Consider the following 15,163-nt stretch of genomic DNA (forward strand, 5'->3'; position numbering starts at 1 on the left):
GGGCGGGGGGCCCGGTGTCACCGGCGGGTGCTCTCCCGACGGCCGGCCGGACAGCGGTCCGGACGGAGGGCCGGCGGGGCGATCGGGCGGAGGAGGTATGGAACTCACGGCACTCTCCCCAGACGTAGGGCATCGGGAATTGAGGTGGATTCCCGTGCGCCCTCCCATCCCATTATGTGCGCCCTTGCCGGGAGGGGTGAACCGGCGCCGGGATTCCGGAACGGCTCGATGTTTCACGGGCGTTTCGGCAGTGGGGCATTCGCAAAACTCTCTCCGCCAGGGAACACCGGAGCACGCCGCGGGTCATGTCCCGTCCTTTCGTGGCTTGACCGCCCGCACCGGCTCTGACCTGCTGCGCAGGTGAGCCTTCGGGTCCCGGACGAGAATCGGTACATGGAAGCAGTGGGATACTCCAGCGCGAACACCGGACTCTTGCTGATCGACCCGTACAACGACTTCCTGTCGGACGGCGGAAAGCTGTGGCCACGCGCGAAAACGGTGGCCGAGCAGGTGGGGCTGCTCGACCACATGCGGCAGGTGCTCGCGGCCACCCGGGCCCGCGGTATCCGGACGTTCTTCGTCGCGCACCGCCGCACGGCCCCCGGGGACTACCAGGACTGGGAGCACCTCTCCCCCGCGCAGGAGGCGAGCGTCAAGGGCCAGATCTTCGCGCGGGACTCCTGGGGCGGTGAGTTCCATCCCGACTTCGAGCCGGTCGACGGCGAGATCCGGGTGCACGAGCACTGGTCGTCGAGCGGCTTCGCCAACACGGACCTGGACTTCCAGCTGAAGCAGCACCGGGTGTCGCGCATCGTGCTGATCGGCATGCGGGCCAACACCTGCATCGACACCACGGCGCGCTTCGGCCAGGAGCTCGGCTACCACGTGACCCTGGTGCGGGACGCGATCGCCGCCTTCAGCCCGGCGGAGATGGAGGCGACCTTCGAGGTGAACGCGCCGGTCTACGCCCACGCCATCCTCACCACGGAGGAGTTCCTCGACGTGCTCCCGCCCTGCCCCGAGGAGTACGGGGCGGGGCGGTAGCGACGGCACAGGTCAGGGCCGCGGGGTGAGCCAGCGGTCGTACCAGGCCAGGGTGCGGCGCAGCAGGTCCAGCAGGTGGCCGCGTCCGCCGATCATGTGGCCCTCGCCGGGGTAGACGACGAACTCGTGCGGAACCCCGTGGTGGCGCAGGGCGCGGTGGAGGAAGGCGCCCTGGGAGACGGGCACATTGGTGTCGTCCTCGCCGTGGAGGATCAGGACCGGGGTACGGATGCGGGAGACGTACGAGATCGGGCTGACCCGGTCGTGGACGTGGGGCCCGGGGCCCTCCCAGCCGATGCTGCCGCTGCCCGCCGACTCGAGGACGGGTCCCTGCTCGCCGGTCGCGCCCAGCATCCCCCAGTCGCTGATGCCGGCGCCGACGATCGCGGCCGTGAAGCGGTCGGTCTGCGTGACGGCCCAGGCGGCCAGGTAGCCGCCGTGGCTCCAGCCGCCGATGCCGAGGCGGTCGGGGTCGGCGACGCCCTGGGCGACGAGGAGGTCGATGCCCTCGGTGATGTCGGTCCATTCGGCGCCGCCGACGGCTCCGTCCACCGCGGTGGCCGCGAAGGCGTGGCCGTGGCCCTCCCCGCCGCGGGGGTTGGGGAGGAAGACGGCGTAACCGGCGGTGGCGAAGAGCTGGCCGGGGGGCAGGTCGATGTGGAACTGCCATTCGTCGGTGTAGCGCCCGTACGGGCCGCCGTGCGCGATGGTGATCATCGGGAAGGGGCCGTCCGCGCGGGTGCGGCCGGGCGGCAGGAGGAGCAGGCCGTCGAGGGCGAGCCCGTCGGAGGCCTTGTAGGAGAGGCGTTCTTGGCTGCCCCAGGGGATGTCGCGGAGCTCGGGGCGGGTGTCGCTGATCCGGGTGAGCGGGCCGTCGGGCGGTCCGGCGTGGACGTCCTTGGGCTCGTACGCGGTGCCCGCGAGCACGGCGAACGTCCCGCCCGTGCGGCTCGCGGTGAGCGCGTGGACGATGCCCGGGCGGGAGTGCAGGCGGCGGAAGCGCCGGTCGCCGGGGTCCAGCCGGAACAGCGCGGTGTCCAGGCCGTCGGCGAAGACGGCCAGGGGCGGGCCGGCTTCGACCTGGAGGAGTTCTCTGGGGCAGACGGTCATGCCGGCGGTCAGGTCGCGTGCCTCGGGCGGTGCCTGGTGCCCCGGGTCGTCGGGGACCGCGCGGTCCAGGACGGCCGGGGAGCCGACCAGCCCGGGCGGGGTGGTGGCCAGGTGGGCGAGGTGCCAGCCGTCCTCGGCACGCCACCAGACCGGGGAGCGTGCCGCGTGCCCGGCGGGGCCGAGGTCGTGGACGGCGCCGGCGGCGGTGTCGACGAGATGGAGCCGTGCGGTCAGTGCGCCGGGGTCCTCCTCCGCGCAGTCCCAGGTGAGGACGGCCAGCATGCCGCCGTCCGGACGCTCGGCCACCTCGACGACGTGCCGGTCGCCGAGGGCGCCGACGGTGCGGACGGCGCCGCTGTCGAGGTCGAGCAGGCGCAGGCGGGCGGAGGGCTCGGGGCCCGTCCGCTCGGTCCACACCATCACGTCGTCGTCCTCGGCCCCGTCGGGTTCGTCGGCGGCGATCAGGGCGACGGTGCGGCCGTCGGCGAGCGGCAGGTGGTCCGCGATGCCGCCGGGCCAGGCGGTGAGCGCCTCGGCGGGGCCGTCCGGTCCGCCGTCCTCGGCGAGGCGTACGCGGTGCAGTTGCCCGGCGGTGGTGAACAGGACGGCCGCCGAGTCCGGGGTCCAGCGCGGGGCGCCGATCCAGGTCGTGCCGTCGGTCAGCTGCCGTGCCGGGGCGCCGCCGTCGGCGGGTGCCGCCCACAGGGTGCTGGCCGGACGGTCCGCCCTGGCAAGGGGCCGGGCCGTGTGGACGACCGTGCGGCCGTCCGGGGACACCGCCGGGAACATCGGTATGACGCTGTCCACGACCGTCCGTGCCAGGGTTTCGCTCTGTGCCGTCAATGCGCCCTCCACAGCGTCCATTTGGGCCCCCGTCCTCTCCGGGGACCGGCGCACATCCTGCCGCAGCCCGCGGTCCGCGCCGCGGCCAGGGCGCGTACCTCGGGGATGGCGACACCCGGGCACATATGGTTAGGTTAGGCAAACCTAACCTAACCACCGCGGAGATCCGGATGCGCAGCAAGACCACCGCCCCCCTCGCTCCCGCCCGGCCGACGCACGCCGAACGCATCCGGTCCGTCCTCGCCTCGGCCCACTCCATGACCGTGGTCACCGACCGCGAACGCACGGAGGTGACCCGGCTGACCGCGCGGGCACTCGCCGGCCACGTCCACCTGCACCCCCTGGAGACGGCCTTCGACCCCGAGGGCACGCCGATCTCGCTGGAGTTCACCGACGTCGCCCCCACCCCGGTACGGAACCGGGTGCGGGCCCGCGTGACGGTCACGGGCCGGACGGCCGCGCCGTACCGGGCGGACGCCCCGGACAGCCAGTGCGTGCAGTTCGCGCACGCGACGCTGGAGACGGCGGAGGGCACCGCCTCCGTGGGCCTGGCGGAACTGACGACGGCGGAGGCCGACCCGCTGGCGACGACCGAGGCGGGGATGCTGACGCACCTGGTGGACGACCACGCGGAGCTGGTGCCGCTGCTCCTGCGGCTGGTGCGGCCGGCCCCCGTCGCCGGCGCTCGGAGGGTCCTGCCCGTGGCGGTCGACCGTTACGGGATCACGCTGCGCGTGGAGTACGGAAACGGCCACACCGACGCCCGGCTGCCCTTCCCGTCCCGGCTGGAGGCCGCGGACCAGGCGGGGAGCCAGATCCAGGCGCTGCTCAACAGCGCGCGGCGCGCCTCGCACCGCGGGCGGCTGTTCGCCGGCTGGTGATCCGGCGGCCGACGCAGCCCCGCCCCTTCGTCGCGGCGCCCCGCCCTGTCGGACCCCTCTGTCACATTGGACGCGTCCGGTTCGTCAGTGCGCCGAGGGAACGCGACGAGGGAATGGGACCGATGGACGACGAGGAGTTCCTGGCGGAGCGGTTCGAGGACAACCGCGCGCACCTGCGGGCGGTGGCGTACCGCATGCTCGGGTCGCTGACCGAGGCGGACGACGCCGTGCAGGAGGCGTGGCTGCGGCTGAACCGGGCCGGGGCGGACGGGATCGAGAACCTGGGCGGCTGGCTGACGACCGTGGTGGGCCGGGTGTGCCTGGACATGCTGCGCTCGCGGACCTCCCGGGGCGAGTCGCCGCTGGACGACGTACGGGTGCCCGACCCGGTGGTGAGCCCGCCGGACGCGGCCGGCGACCCGGAGCAGGCGGCACTGCTGGCGGACTCGGTGGGGCTGGCGCTGCTGGTCGTACTGGAGACGCTGTCACCCGCCGAGCGGCTCGCCTTCGTGCTGCACGACATGTTCGCGGTGCCCTTCGAGGACATCGCCCCGATGGTGGGGCGCACGCCGACGGCGACGCGGCAGCTGGCCAGCCGGGCGCGGCGCCGGGTGCAGGGGGCGGCCCCGGTGCCGGACGCCGACCTGGGCCGCCAGCGGCAGGTCGTCAGGGCGTTCCTGGCGGCCTCGCACGCGGGTGACTTCGAGGCCCTGGTGGCCGTACTGCACCCGGACGTCGTACTGCGCGCGGACACCGGCGCCGCCTTCCCGGGGGCGGCCCGGGAGGTGCGCGGCGCACGGACGGTCGCGAACCAGGCGCTCACCTTCCGGCACGCGGCCCTGCACGCGCGGCCGGCGCTGGTCAACGGGGCACCGGGAGTGGTCGCCGTGGCGGAGGGGCGGGTGGTGTCGGTCCTGGGCTTCACGATCGTGGACGGCCTCGTCGTCGAGCTGGACATCCTGGCCGATCCCGAGCGGCTGGCCGGGCTCGACCCGGCCGCGTTCGGAGAATAGCTCACATGTTCGATTGAAGGGTTACCCTGGAGCCATGACCGCACCGCTCCAGGGATCGCTCTTCGACCAGACCGACGAGCTGCTGCTCGGTCCGCTGGACGGCCTCCGGCGGACCGGGCTGGGCAGCGGGGCGTGGCTCGACCTGCTGCCCGGGTGGCTGCAGGGGGCCGACGCCCTGTTCGGGGAGCTGGCCGGCGCGGTGCCGTGGCGGGCCGAACGCCGCCAGATGTACGAGCGGGAGGTCGACGTGCCCCGGCTGCTGGCCTTCTACGGGGAGGGCGATCCGCTGCCGCACCCCGTCCTCGACGAGGCCCGCGCCGCCCTCGACGCCCACTACGCCGACGAGCTCGGCGAGCCCTTCGTCACGGCGGGGCTCTGCTTCTACCGCGACGGCCGGGACAGCGTCGCCTGGCACGGTGACCGGACGGGGCGGTCGGCGACCCAGGACACCATGGTGGCGATCCTGTCCGTCGGCGACCCGCGCGACCTGGCGCTGCGGCCCCGCGGCGGGGGCGCGGCCTCGATGCGGCTGCCGCTGGGACACGGCGACCTCGTGGTGATGGGCGGCTCCTGCCAGCGGACGTGGGAGCACGCGATTCCCAAGAGCACCCGTGCCGTGGGGCCGCGGATCAGCATCCAGTTCCGCACGCGCGGCGTCCGCTGAACCCTCCTCCGCTCCCCCTCCGCCCCATCTGGGGAACGGCCCCGTCCCCGTACAACCATTCCCCCGCGACCGCGAGTCAACGTCCTCGAGGGCCCGGCGACGGGCCGACGGGGAGAACGGGGAGGGGCCATGGAACGGGGACGGACGGCGCGGCGCGCCGGGAGAGCGGTGGCGGCCGCGGTCGTGGTGGGCACGGTCGTGCCGACCGCCGTCGCGGGGACGGGCGCGGGCAGCGCGGCCGCGGCGGCACCGGCGGTGGTGTGCACCTCGGGCAAGGCGGGGCTGGCGGCGAAGCTGAGCGCGGACATCGCCGGCGCGCTGCGCGGGAGGACGGCGACGGTGGCCCTGTCGCTGCGGGACCGCAGAACGAAGACGGTGTGCACGCTCCGCGCGGACCAGCGGTTCGACTCGGCGAGCACCGTGAAGGTGACGGTGCTGGCCACCCTGCTGTGGGACAACAAGAAGCACAACCGCTACCTGACCTCGCGTGAGGTCGAACTGGCCACGGCGATGATCACCAAATCGGACAACGCCGCGACCACGCAGCTGTGGCGGCAGCTGGGAGTGGCCAAGGTCAAGGGCTTCCTGAAGGCCGCGGGGATGACCCGCACCGTGCCGGGGAGCAACGGCTACTGGGGGCTCACACAGATCACGGCCGGGGACGAGCAGCGGCTGCTCGACCTGGTGACGGCGAAGAACTCGGTGCTGAGCGACAACTCCCGGGCGTACATCCTGAAGTTGATGAACAAGGTGGTCACCGCGCAGCGCTGGGGCACGCCCGCGGGCGCCCCGCGGGGCGTGACGGTCCACGTGAAGAACGGCTGGCTGCCGCGCGCCACCCACGGCTGGCGGGTGCACAGCCTCGGCGCGTTCACCGGCTCGGGGCACGACTACTCCCTCACGGTGCTGACCCACGACAACCGGACCATGAACGCCGGGGTCGCCACGATCGAGGCGGTCGCCCGCGTGGTCCACAGGGACCTCGACCCGGCCGCGACCGCCGCCGGGACGCAGTCGACGACGCGTACGCCGCAGGAGGCGATCCCCGCCGTACCGCCGGGCACGTAGCGGCCCTGTTCCGGCGATCCGGCAGACGCACCCGCGGGGGCGCCGGCCGGCGTTCCGGGGGGCGGTTACCGGACAGGTGTAGTCCTCACCGGATGTGCCCGGCCCGTCGCGCAGCGCGCCGGGAGCCCTTCCGTGGAGCGGAATGAAAGGTTCCATCCGAGGAATCGGGATGTCTTGTGAGACGGCTGTGGAGACCGGAATGCCGCCTTGCCGGTGTCGGAACGGCCTCGGAATACTCGACGGCGTTGCTTGGCGTGGACACGCATTCTTTTCGGGATGTGCCGCCTGGGACCGCAAATTCCTCCGGGTTGGCGGCAGTTGAGTCGACCCATCCCCCCACACGGAGGTACAGGACTTGAAGCATCGTCGAATATCCGGGCGGAAGGCCGTGCTCGCGGGCGGCGGCGCGACGGCCGCACTGGCGGCACTGATCGTGCTGCCGCACGCCAACGCCGCGCCGGGCCCGGCACCCGCCCCCCGGAGCCTCACGCCCTCCGCCGCGGTGACCCTGGCCGCGCACCTCACCTCGGAGCTGGGCGCCGAGGACACCGCGGGGTCGTACTACGACGCCGGGAGCGACCGGCTCGTCGTCAACGTGCTCGGCGCCGAGGCCGCCGACACCGTCCGCGCGGCGGGCGCCGTGCCGAGGACGGTCGCCAACACCATGGCCGAACTGCGCAGCGCCACACGCACCCTGGGCCTTCAGGCCCGCATTCCCGGCACCGCCTGGTCCGTCGACCCGCGGACCAACCAGGTGGTCGTGACGGCCGACCGGACGGTGTCGGCCGCCGGGATGGACCGGCTGGACGAGGCGGTGGACGGCCTCGGCGCCGGTACGGCCCGGATTCAGAGGTCGAACGGCGCGTTCAAGCCCTTCATCGCCGGCGGTGACGCCATCTTCGGCTCCGGCGCCCGCTGTTCGCTCGGCTTCAACGTCGTCAAGGACGGGCAGCCGTACTTCCTCACCGCCGGTCACTGCGGCGTGGACATCAAGAGCTGGTCGGACAGCTCCGGCGGCGGGGAGATCGGCTCGGTCGAGGCCGCGACGTTCCCCGGGCACGACTACGCGCTGGTCAAGTACACCGGCAGCGGTGTCGACCACCCGAGCGCGGTCGACCTGTACAACGGCTCGACGCAGGAGATCACGTCGGCGGCCACCCCGACCGTCGGCCAGGCCGTGCAGCGCAGCGGCAGCACCACCCAGGTGCACGACGGCACGGTCACCGGGCTCGACGCGACCGTCAACTACCAGGAGGGCTCGGTCTCCGGACTGATCCAGACCGACGTCTGCGCCGAACCCGGCGACAGCGGCGGCGCCCTCTTCTCCGGGAGCACCGCCCTCGGCCTGACCTCGGGCGGCAGCGGCGAGTGCACCAACGGCGGGGAGACGTTCTTCCAGCCCGTGACGGACGCGCTCGAGGTGTACGGGGCCGAGATCGGCTGACCCCTCGCGGCGCCACGGCCGGCCGGCGGCGCCGGACGCCCCTCCCCGGGACCGGGAGGGGGTCCGGCGCCGCCGCCGTCCGTGGGGGGACGGGCACGGACTGGCCGGTCAGCCCTGGTGGCCGGGGCGGAAGTCGCGTACGGCGCGCGCCTGCCGGGCGAGGGCGAGCAGCCGTCCGTCCTCGGTCCACAGGGCGCTGTCCTCGACGGCCCAGCCGCCGCCCGCGTGCTCGGTGCGGCTGCGGACGAGGGCCCAGCCCTCGGCGGGCGCGGTGTCCAGGACGTCGGTGAAGTGCACGGTCAGTTCGGCCGTCGGTACCGGGCGGGGCTCGGTCCACACGGCGAACAGCGCGGGTGGCAGGGCGTCGGCGAGGACGACCAGCGCCCGCGGGTCCAACGGCCGCCCGTCGGCGAAGCGCATCCAGGCGGTGAGTTCGGCCCGCGCACCGCCGGCCAGGGGGCGTGCGTCGTCGGCCGGGCGGATCTCCAGGTGGGCCGCGAACGCCGCCAGCGAGCGCGGCAGGGTGAGCGGCGGACAGGCGTCGGGACCGGGGACGACGGGCGCGGGCGTGCCCGCCTGGACGGGGCCGGGTTCGCTCCGCCCGAACACGGCGGCGCCGGTGAGCACCGCGGAGTCGTCCTGCAGCGCGGTGACCGAGGACACCGACGAACGGCGGCCCTCGCGCAGGGTGGTCGCCGCGAGGCGGAGCGGGCGCTCGTCGACGGGGGCCAGGAAGTGCGCGCCGAGGGTGCGGACCGGGAGGCGCTCCCCCGTCCGCGCGGCCAGGTCGTCGCGCATGGCGGTCAGCGCGAGGGCGGCGACATGACCGCCCTGCGCCCCGTTCCAGGACCACCAGGAGCGGTCGATGCGGATGGTGCCGTCGTCCGCGGGTCTCGGGGTGCCGGTGGCGTCCGCGGTTTCCGTGTCCGTGATCGATCCGGGCATGACGCCCCCTGGGGATGCGGGTTCGGTGTCCCGACCCACGGTAGCCCAGTGGGTTGGATATTCAAATTGACTCGGTGGGAACCCGGGTGGCGACGTCGGGCCGGGCGCCGGCGACGGCGCCGGTCCGCGCGGTCACGTACGGCGACCGGGGGCGGGTGGGCCGCGCGGGCGCCCGGCACCGGGGCACGGCCGGTCCGGGACGCCGGGGGCGGCAGGAGGCTCAGTGCGGCGTCGCCCGCGAGGGGACGTCGTGGCGCTGGTGCCCGCCCGTCGCGAGCATGCGGACTTCGCCCCGGTCGCTGATCTCGGCCTGGACGATGCCCGTGTCGTCGCTGTACACCGGGTGTCCCCCGGCACCCTTGCGCTCGGTGCGCTTGACGACCACGGTGTCGCCGGAGACGGGGAAGGTCAGATCGTAGGTTTCGGCATGACTCATGAGGGGAACCTCCTGTCTCCGCCCATATGACGATTTATGCCCAGAGAATCACCGGCCAATGACACCGGTCATGACGTCCGCTGTGGCGCCGGATCGACCCCGTGGGAGAGCATGGAGCGGTGTCGATCATCAAGGGGGAACGCATGACGCACCTCACCCACGTCGCCGCCCCGGAGGGAGTCCTCCCGGGCACCGGCTACAGCCACGTCGTGTGGGGCGAGGGCCGGTTCGTCGCCGTGTCGGGCCAGATCGCGGTGGACGAGCGGGGTGAGCTCGTCGGAGCGGGCGACCCGGCGGCGCAGGCGCGCCAGGTCTTCGCCAACCTCGACCGCTGCCTGGCGGCCGCCGGGGCGGGCTGGGGCGACGTGGTCAAACTGACCTTCTTCGTCACCGACGTCGCCTTCCTGCCCGCGGTCCGCGAGGCGCGCGACGCGTATGTCGACACCGAGCGGCCCCCGGCCAGTTCTGCGGTGCAGGTGGCGGCGCTCTTCCGGCCCGAACTGCTGCTGGAGGTCGAGGCGTTCGCGATCGTCCCGGCCGCGTCCACGGGCCCGGCGGCCCGGCCGTGACGCTGGTCCCGGAGCGGTTCACCGTGGCAGCGGCGGCCCGGCGGCTCACCCCGCCGGGGCCCGGCGATCCGCCGCGGCTGTGCCTGGTGGACACGGCGGCGAACGCGGCCGCCGCCGTCCACCTGGCCCCCGGACTGCTGGACCGGGAGGAGCGCGAGCGGGCCTCCGCCTTCCACTTCGACCGGGACCGCACCAGCTACGTCACCGCGCACGTGGCGCTGCGCCTGCTGCTGGCGGCCTATCTGGGGACCCGGCCCGGCGCGGTGCCGCTGACCCGGGAGACCTGCCCGTCCTGCGGCGGCCCGCACGGCCGCCCCGCGGTGGAGGGCGGCAGCCCGCACTTCTCGCTCTCGCACTCCCGGGAGCTGACGCTGCTGGCCTTCGCCGCGAGCCCGGTGGGGGTGGACGTGGAGGCGCTGCCCGGCCAGGAGGCCGTGGACGGAGTGTGGCGTTCGCTGCACCCGGCGGAGGTGGACGAGCTCGGGGTGCTGCCGCCGGTGGAGCGCCGTGAGGCCTTCGCGCGGGCGTGGGCGCGCAAGGAGGCGTACCTGAAAGGCCTGGGAACAGGCCTGTCCAGGGACCCGTCCGAGGACTACGTCGGCTCCGGCCCCGCCCCCGCCGCGGGCCCCGAGGGCTGGTCGCTCTCGGATGTCGCCGTCGGGGACGGCCACCGCGCGGCCGTCGCCGTTCGGCTGGGCTGAGGCCCCCCCGGCCCCGTTCGCGCCGCCGTTCCGGCAGCCGGCGCCGGGGCGCGTGCTCCCTTCCGCGACGAGGCGCGTGGCCGAGCGCCGTCGCCGCCTTCCGGCGGACCGGTCCGGCGCCGGCGACCGGAGGTGGCACGCGACGGCGGAAGCGACGCGGGCCGCTCGGCGACCGCGGTGACGGAGGCCGTCGGCGCTCGCCTTCGGTCGGCATCCCCACCGGTCCGTGAGCCGGCGCCGGCGAGTCGAGTCCTTCGAGGCGCGGCGCGGTGGCGGCGCGGGGTGGGGGCTCGAACCCCCACCGCGCCGGCGCTCAGCGGCGGTAGCGGCGCACGGCCGCGACGAGGACCGCGCCGGCCACGAGGGCGACGCTCGCGACGCCGCCCACGCTGGTGAGGACCCGCTCCCGGGGGCCGGTGTCGGCGAGAGCGGGGCGCTCCGCCGAACCGGACGCCGTGCTGTCGGCGGCCTCGCGGATCATCCGGACGACGGCGTCGGGGTGGGAGAGCATCGCGACGTGCGAGGAGTCGATCTCGACGGTGTGCGCGCCCGCCCGCTCGGCCCCGAAGCGTTCGAGAGCCGGGTTGATGGCGTGGTCGCGGGTGGCGACCAGCGCCCACGAGGGGATGGTCCGCCAGGCCGCGCCGGGTGCCTTGTCGGTGAACGCCCGCAGCGCGATCGGCCGTTGCTCGGCGGCCATCAGCCGGGTCGCCGCCGCGGGCAGGTCCGCGGCGAAGACCTTGCGGAAGACGGAGTCGCGGATGTAGATGTCGGTGCCGCTGCCCGTCCCGTCCCGGTACGGCACAGGACGCTGGGCCGAGTCGAGGTCGCTCGGCGCGAACCGGGACGCGAGCCCGCCCAGGCTCTCCCCCGCGTCCGGCATGAACGCCGAGACGTAGACCAGCGCCCTGACGTTCGGATTACCCGCAGCGGCACCGCTGATCACCGCGCCGCCGTAGGAGTGGCCCGCGAGCACGATCGGGCCGTCGATGCTCTTCAGCACACTGGCCGTGTAGGTGGAGTCGCCGACCAGCCCGCGCAGCGGGTTGGCGGGGGCGACGACCTTGTAGCCGGCGTTCTCCAGGCGCTCGACGACCGGGTTCCAGCTCGACGCGTCGGCGAAGGCGCCGTGCACCAGCACGACGGTCGGCCGGGCCCCGCCGGCGGCGCCGTCGGCGACCGAGGCCGCGAGGGCGGGAGCGGCGGCGAGCGCCGTCGAGGCGAGCGCCGCGACGATCGCGCCCGCGCGCGCTATGTGACGTCGGTTCAGCGGTGCGGGGGAGGAAGGCCCAGCCATGCTGCTCTCTCTTCCGGCCGGAGGGACTGCTGTCGCCTCCCAGCCTTGGCCCGCCGCGTCCGTCGCGCCCGCTCCCGGGGGACGGACGAGTGACGGCGGGTCGTGCGCTCTTCCCCTGCGCTCCGCGGACGTGAAACACCGGCGTCATCGAACACGGATATGATCCGCCTCACACAAGATCCCGGACGGCCGGAAAACGTGCGCTTCCGCATGCCTTCCTGCCGCGCCCCATGCATGAGGGGAGCGTCCGTTGGCCCTCCGAATATGGCTCAGCAGCGCGGGGGTGGCCACCACCCAGGTGATGCGGATGCTGCGCGCCAATCCCGACTCCGTGGACGTCCGAATCCACGGGACCAACGTCGACCCCTCGGCACCCGCCCTGGCCGCGTGCGACGTGGCCGAGGTGGAGCCCCGTCACGTCGGCGACGACGCCTACGCCGAATTCGCCCTCGACTTCTGCCGCAGGCACGGGATCGACGTCCTCGTGCCGCCGCGCCGGCTGACCGCGCTGGCCGGACGGGCCGACGCGTTCGCCGCCGAGGGCACCCGGCTGATGTGCTCGCCGCTCGCCTCGGTCGAGGTGCTGACCAGCAAGAGCCGTACGTACGAGGAGGCGCTCGCCGCCGGCATCCCGGTGCCGCCGTGGCGGGTGGTGCGGGACGCCGACGGCCTGCGGGTCGCGGTGGACGAGCTCGCGGCGACCGGCGAGACCCTGTGCATCAAGCCCGCCGGCGAGTACTCGGCCTTCGGCTTCCGCATCCTGGAGGACCGGCCGATGGGCATCCGCGACCTGCTCGCCCCCGCCAAGCCCATGGCCTCGGTCGACGCGGTCGCCCAGGCGATGAAGCGGGCCGCGGACGAGGGCGAGCACGTTCCCCACATGATCGTCATGCCCTATCTGGAGGGTCCCGAGATCAGCGTCGACTGCCTGTCCGCGCCGGGCGGGCGGCTCCTCGCCGCGATCCCCCGGGCCAAGGAGGGCCGCTACCGGCTGCTCCTGGACGACCCCGGGATCACGGAGATCGCACGTCGCCTCGTGGGGCACTTCAGCCTCGCCTACCTCTCCAATGTGCAGCTGCGCCACCGCAACGGCGAGCCCGTCCTCCTGGAGGCGAACCCGCGCCCCTCCGCGGGGATCTTCCAGACCGCCTTCACCGGCGTGAACCTCCCCTGGGCCGCCGTCCGCCTCCTCACCCAGGGCGACGCCGGCCTGCGCACCGCCCCCCGCCTCGGCGGCCGCGTCGCCGTGACGGAAGCGGTCACCGAGGTCCCGGAGGTCCCTGACGTCCCGGAGGTCAGCGTGGCGTGAGCCGGGGGCAGGAGGCACGCTGGAGGGAGGAAGGCAGGTGGCAGCTCATGAGCAGACTCGAAGAGCAGATCGACCTGAACGTTCCGACCGAGGTGGCGTGGCAGCACTTGCACCGCCTGGAGGACTACCCGCAGTTCGTCGGGGGTGTCCGGGAGGCGAGCGCCGCGGGGGACGGCAGGGCCCGGCTCGGCGTGTCGGGGACCGGCAGCGACTCGCTCGACGCGGAGTTCTCCGACCGCACCAAGGCCCGGAGCGACACCCGGGAGATGACCTGGCGCACCAGCGGCGGTGCCGAGATCACCGGGACGTGCTCGGTCCTCCCGATCGACGAGCAGCACAGCCGCGTCCAGGTGCGCATGGAGTACGACCCCGCGGAGATCCGTGACGCCTTCGGCGGCCCCAAAGGCTTCGCCCAGGTCAGCGCGATCGAGCGCACGGTCCGCGACGACCTCGAACGCTTCAAGGACCTCGTCGAGCGCGAGCACTAGCCGGACTCCCTGCGGCCCGTGCTGCGGTCCCCCGGGGCCGCGCGGACCGCGACGGCCGGATCCCGCCGCCGGCTAGAACCGCACCCCGTGCCGCCGCAGGTAGGCGACCGGATCGACGTCGGAGCCGTACCCCTCGCCGGTGCGCACCTCGAAGTGCAGGTGCGGGCCGGTGGTGTTGCCGGTGGAACCCGAGCGGCCGATCTGGCGGCCCGCGGTCACGGACTGGCCGGCGCGCACGGTCAGCGAGGACAGGTGGCCGTACTGGGTGTACATGCCGTCGTGGTGCCGGATCACCACCTGGTAGCCGTAGGCGCCGCCCCAGCCGGCCTCGACGACGGTGCCCTCGGCGACCGCCTTGACGGAGGTGCCGGTGGCCACGGTGAAGTCCTGGCCGGTGTGGTAGCCGCTGGCCCAGTGGGATCCGCTGCGGTGGTACGGGGTGCCGAGCCCTCCGCTGACCGGCGCCACGAACGCCTGCGTGGCGGAGACGGGTGCGGCGCGCCGCTCCGCGGACTTCGGGCTCTTGGAGGGCTTCGAGGTCTTGGACGGCTTGGAGGTCTTGGACGGCTTGGAGGACCTGGCGTCCTGCACGGGCTTCGCGCCGGGCACGGACAGTTCCTGCCCGGGGAGGATGAGGTCGGGGTCGGCTCCGACGACCGGGCGGTTCACGGCGTAGAGCCGCTGCCAGCCGCCGCGGACGTCCTGCTCGTCGGCGATCCCGGAGAGGGTGTCCCCGCTGACGACCGTGTAGGACCCGCCCCGCGCCGCGGGCCGGCGGTCCGTCTCCGGCTTCTGCTTCCGTTCCGTGCTCTGCCCGGCTTTCTGTCCGGCGTCCTTCCCGGTCTTCTTCGCAGGGGTGCCCGCTTCGCGCCGCGGCTGGTCCTGCGCCCCCTGCCCGCTTCGGGTGAGCCCGGCGCGCTGCGAGCACACGGGCCATGCCCCGGGGCCCTGCCCGTCCAGCACCCGTTCGGCTGTCGCTATCTGCTCGGACCTCGTCGCCAGGTCGGCCCGGGCGGCGAACTTCGTGCCGCCGTACGCCTTCCACGTCGACTGGGCGAACTGCAGCCCGCCGTAGTAGCCGTTGCCGGTGTTGATGTGCCACTTGCCGCTGCTCTCGCACGCGGCGACCTTGTCCCAGGTGTCGGCCGTGGCCGCGCCCGCGCCCGAGGCGGCGATGAAGGGCAGGGCGAGCCCCGCGCCGGAGGCGGCGGTGACGGCGACGGACACCGGTGAGAGCCGGCTCGGTGGCTGGGGTCTGCGGTGGCGACCGCGCGCGGACCGTACGGGCATGGGGGGACCACCTCTCGGTTCCGGACACACGGCCGTACAAGTACGACAGAGGGATCTTGTC

At 74.2% G+C, this 15,163-nt stretch carries 15 protein-coding genes; 10 read left to right on the top strand and 5 right to left on the bottom strand.

Annotated elements, in window-relative coordinates:
* Positions 1 to 393: 393 nt before the first annotated feature.
* Positions 394 to 1,044 (top strand): isochorismatase family cysteine hydrolase, encoded by a 651-nt coding sequence (locus OIE69_RS14870; protein WP_326572426.1) that lies wholly within the window; start codon positions 394 to 396, stop codon positions 1,042 to 1,044.
* A gap of 12 nt (positions 1,045 to 1,056) precedes the next feature.
* Here OIE69_RS14870 and OIE69_RS14875 read toward each other — a convergent pair whose 3' ends face one another.
* Positions 1,057 to 2,997, bottom strand: a complete 1,941-nt coding sequence (locus OIE69_RS14875; RefSeq protein WP_326572427.1) for a S9 family peptidase — start codon at positions 2,995 to 2,997, stop codon at positions 1,057 to 1,059.
* Between the two features lie 170 nt (positions 2,998 to 3,167).
* Between OIE69_RS14875 and OIE69_RS14880 the strand changes: the two genes are divergently transcribed.
* The 5 genes from OIE69_RS14880 to OIE69_RS14900 all read left to right on the top strand — a co-directional run bounded on the left by OIE69_RS14880 (position 3,168) and on the right by OIE69_RS14900 (position 8,067).
* Complete coding sequence (locus OIE69_RS14880; protein ID WP_326572428.1) at positions 3,168 to 3,878, top strand: DUF2470 domain-containing protein; 711 nt, start codon at positions 3,168 to 3,170, stop codon at positions 3,876 to 3,878.
* A gap of 122 nt (positions 3,879 to 4,000) precedes the next feature.
* Positions 4,001 to 4,891 carry a sigma-70 family RNA polymerase sigma factor gene (locus OIE69_RS14885; protein ID WP_326572429.1) on the top strand — a complete coding sequence of 297 codons (891 nt, stop codon included), beginning with the start codon at positions 4,001 to 4,003 and terminating at the stop codon, positions 4,889 to 4,891.
* Between the two features lie 34 nt (positions 4,892 to 4,925).
* Positions 4,926 to 5,555: an alpha-ketoglutarate-dependent dioxygenase AlkB gene (locus tag OIE69_RS14890; protein ID WP_326572430.1), complete on the top strand. Its 630-nt coding sequence runs from the start codon at positions 4,926 to 4,928 to the stop codon at positions 5,553 to 5,555.
* Between the two features lie 129 nt (positions 5,556 to 5,684).
* Positions 5,685 to 6,623: a serine hydrolase gene (locus OIE69_RS14895; RefSeq protein ID WP_326572431.1), complete on the top strand. Its 939-nt coding sequence runs from the start codon at positions 5,685 to 5,687 to the stop codon at positions 6,621 to 6,623.
* Between the two features lie 355 nt (positions 6,624 to 6,978).
* Entirely contained in the window at positions 6,979 to 8,067 is a 1,089-nt protein-coding gene (locus OIE69_RS14900) for a S1 family peptidase (RefSeq protein WP_326572432.1), read from the top strand.
* A gap of 108 nt (positions 8,068 to 8,175) precedes the next feature.
* Here the strand turns inward: OIE69_RS14900 and OIE69_RS14905 are convergent, their stop codons facing one another.
* Both OIE69_RS14905 and OIE69_RS14910 read right to left on the bottom strand, forming a co-directional pair.
* Positions 8,176 to 9,012, bottom strand: a complete 837-nt coding sequence (locus OIE69_RS14905) for an acyl-CoA thioesterase (protein WP_326572433.1) — start codon at positions 9,010 to 9,012, stop codon at positions 8,176 to 8,178.
* Positions 9,013 to 9,232: 220 nt separating this feature from the next.
* A complete protein-coding gene (locus OIE69_RS14910) occupies positions 9,233 to 9,448 on the bottom strand; it encodes a DUF6296 family protein (RefSeq protein ID WP_018563588.1) in 216 nt (71 codons plus the stop codon).
* Positions 9,449 to 9,591: 143 nt separating this feature from the next.
* On the opposite strand from OIE69_RS14910, the gene OIE69_RS14915 reads away from it, so the two are divergent.
* Both OIE69_RS14915 and OIE69_RS14920 read left to right on the top strand, forming a co-directional pair.
* Positions 9,592 to 10,017, top strand: coding sequence for a RidA family protein (locus tag OIE69_RS14915; protein WP_037733209.1), 426 nt, complete (start codon positions 9,592 to 9,594; stop codon positions 10,015 to 10,017).
* A complete protein-coding gene (locus OIE69_RS14920; RefSeq protein WP_326572434.1) occupies positions 10,014 to 10,718 on the top strand; it encodes a 4'-phosphopantetheinyl transferase family protein in 705 nt (234 codons plus the stop codon). Before OIE69_RS14915 ends, OIE69_RS14920 begins: the two co-directional genes overlap by 4 nt.
* Before the next feature lie 313 nt (positions 10,719 to 11,031).
* On the opposite strand, the gene OIE69_RS14925 is transcribed toward OIE69_RS14920, so the two are convergent.
* Complete coding sequence (locus tag OIE69_RS14925) at positions 11,032 to 12,015, bottom strand: alpha/beta fold hydrolase (RefSeq protein WP_326572435.1); 984 nt, start codon at positions 12,013 to 12,015, stop codon at positions 11,032 to 11,034.
* A gap of 250 nt (positions 12,016 to 12,265) precedes the next feature.
* Here OIE69_RS14925 and OIE69_RS14930 point away from each other — a divergent pair, with 250 nt between their 5' ends.
* Entirely contained in the window at positions 12,266 to 13,324 is a 1,059-nt protein-coding gene (locus OIE69_RS14930) for an ATP-grasp domain-containing protein (protein ID WP_326572436.1), read from the top strand.
* A gap of 47 nt (positions 13,325 to 13,371) precedes the next feature.
* Positions 13,372 to 13,812, top strand: a complete 441-nt coding sequence (locus OIE69_RS14935; RefSeq protein ID WP_326572437.1) for an SRPBCC family protein — start codon at positions 13,372 to 13,374, stop codon at positions 13,810 to 13,812.
* A 72-nt stretch (positions 13,813 to 13,884) separates the two neighbouring features.
* Here the strand turns inward: OIE69_RS14935 and OIE69_RS14940 are convergent, their stop codons facing one another.
* Entirely contained in the window at positions 13,885 to 15,102 is a 1,218-nt protein-coding gene (locus tag OIE69_RS14940; RefSeq protein WP_326572438.1) for a transglycosylase family protein, read from the bottom strand.
* Positions 15,103 to 15,163 lie beyond the last annotated feature (61 nt).

The sequence above is a fragment of the Actinacidiphila glaucinigra genome, from assembly GCF_035918135.1.
Lineage (GTDB): Bacteria > Actinomycetota > Actinomycetes > Streptomycetales > Streptomycetaceae > Actinacidiphila > Actinacidiphila glaucinigra.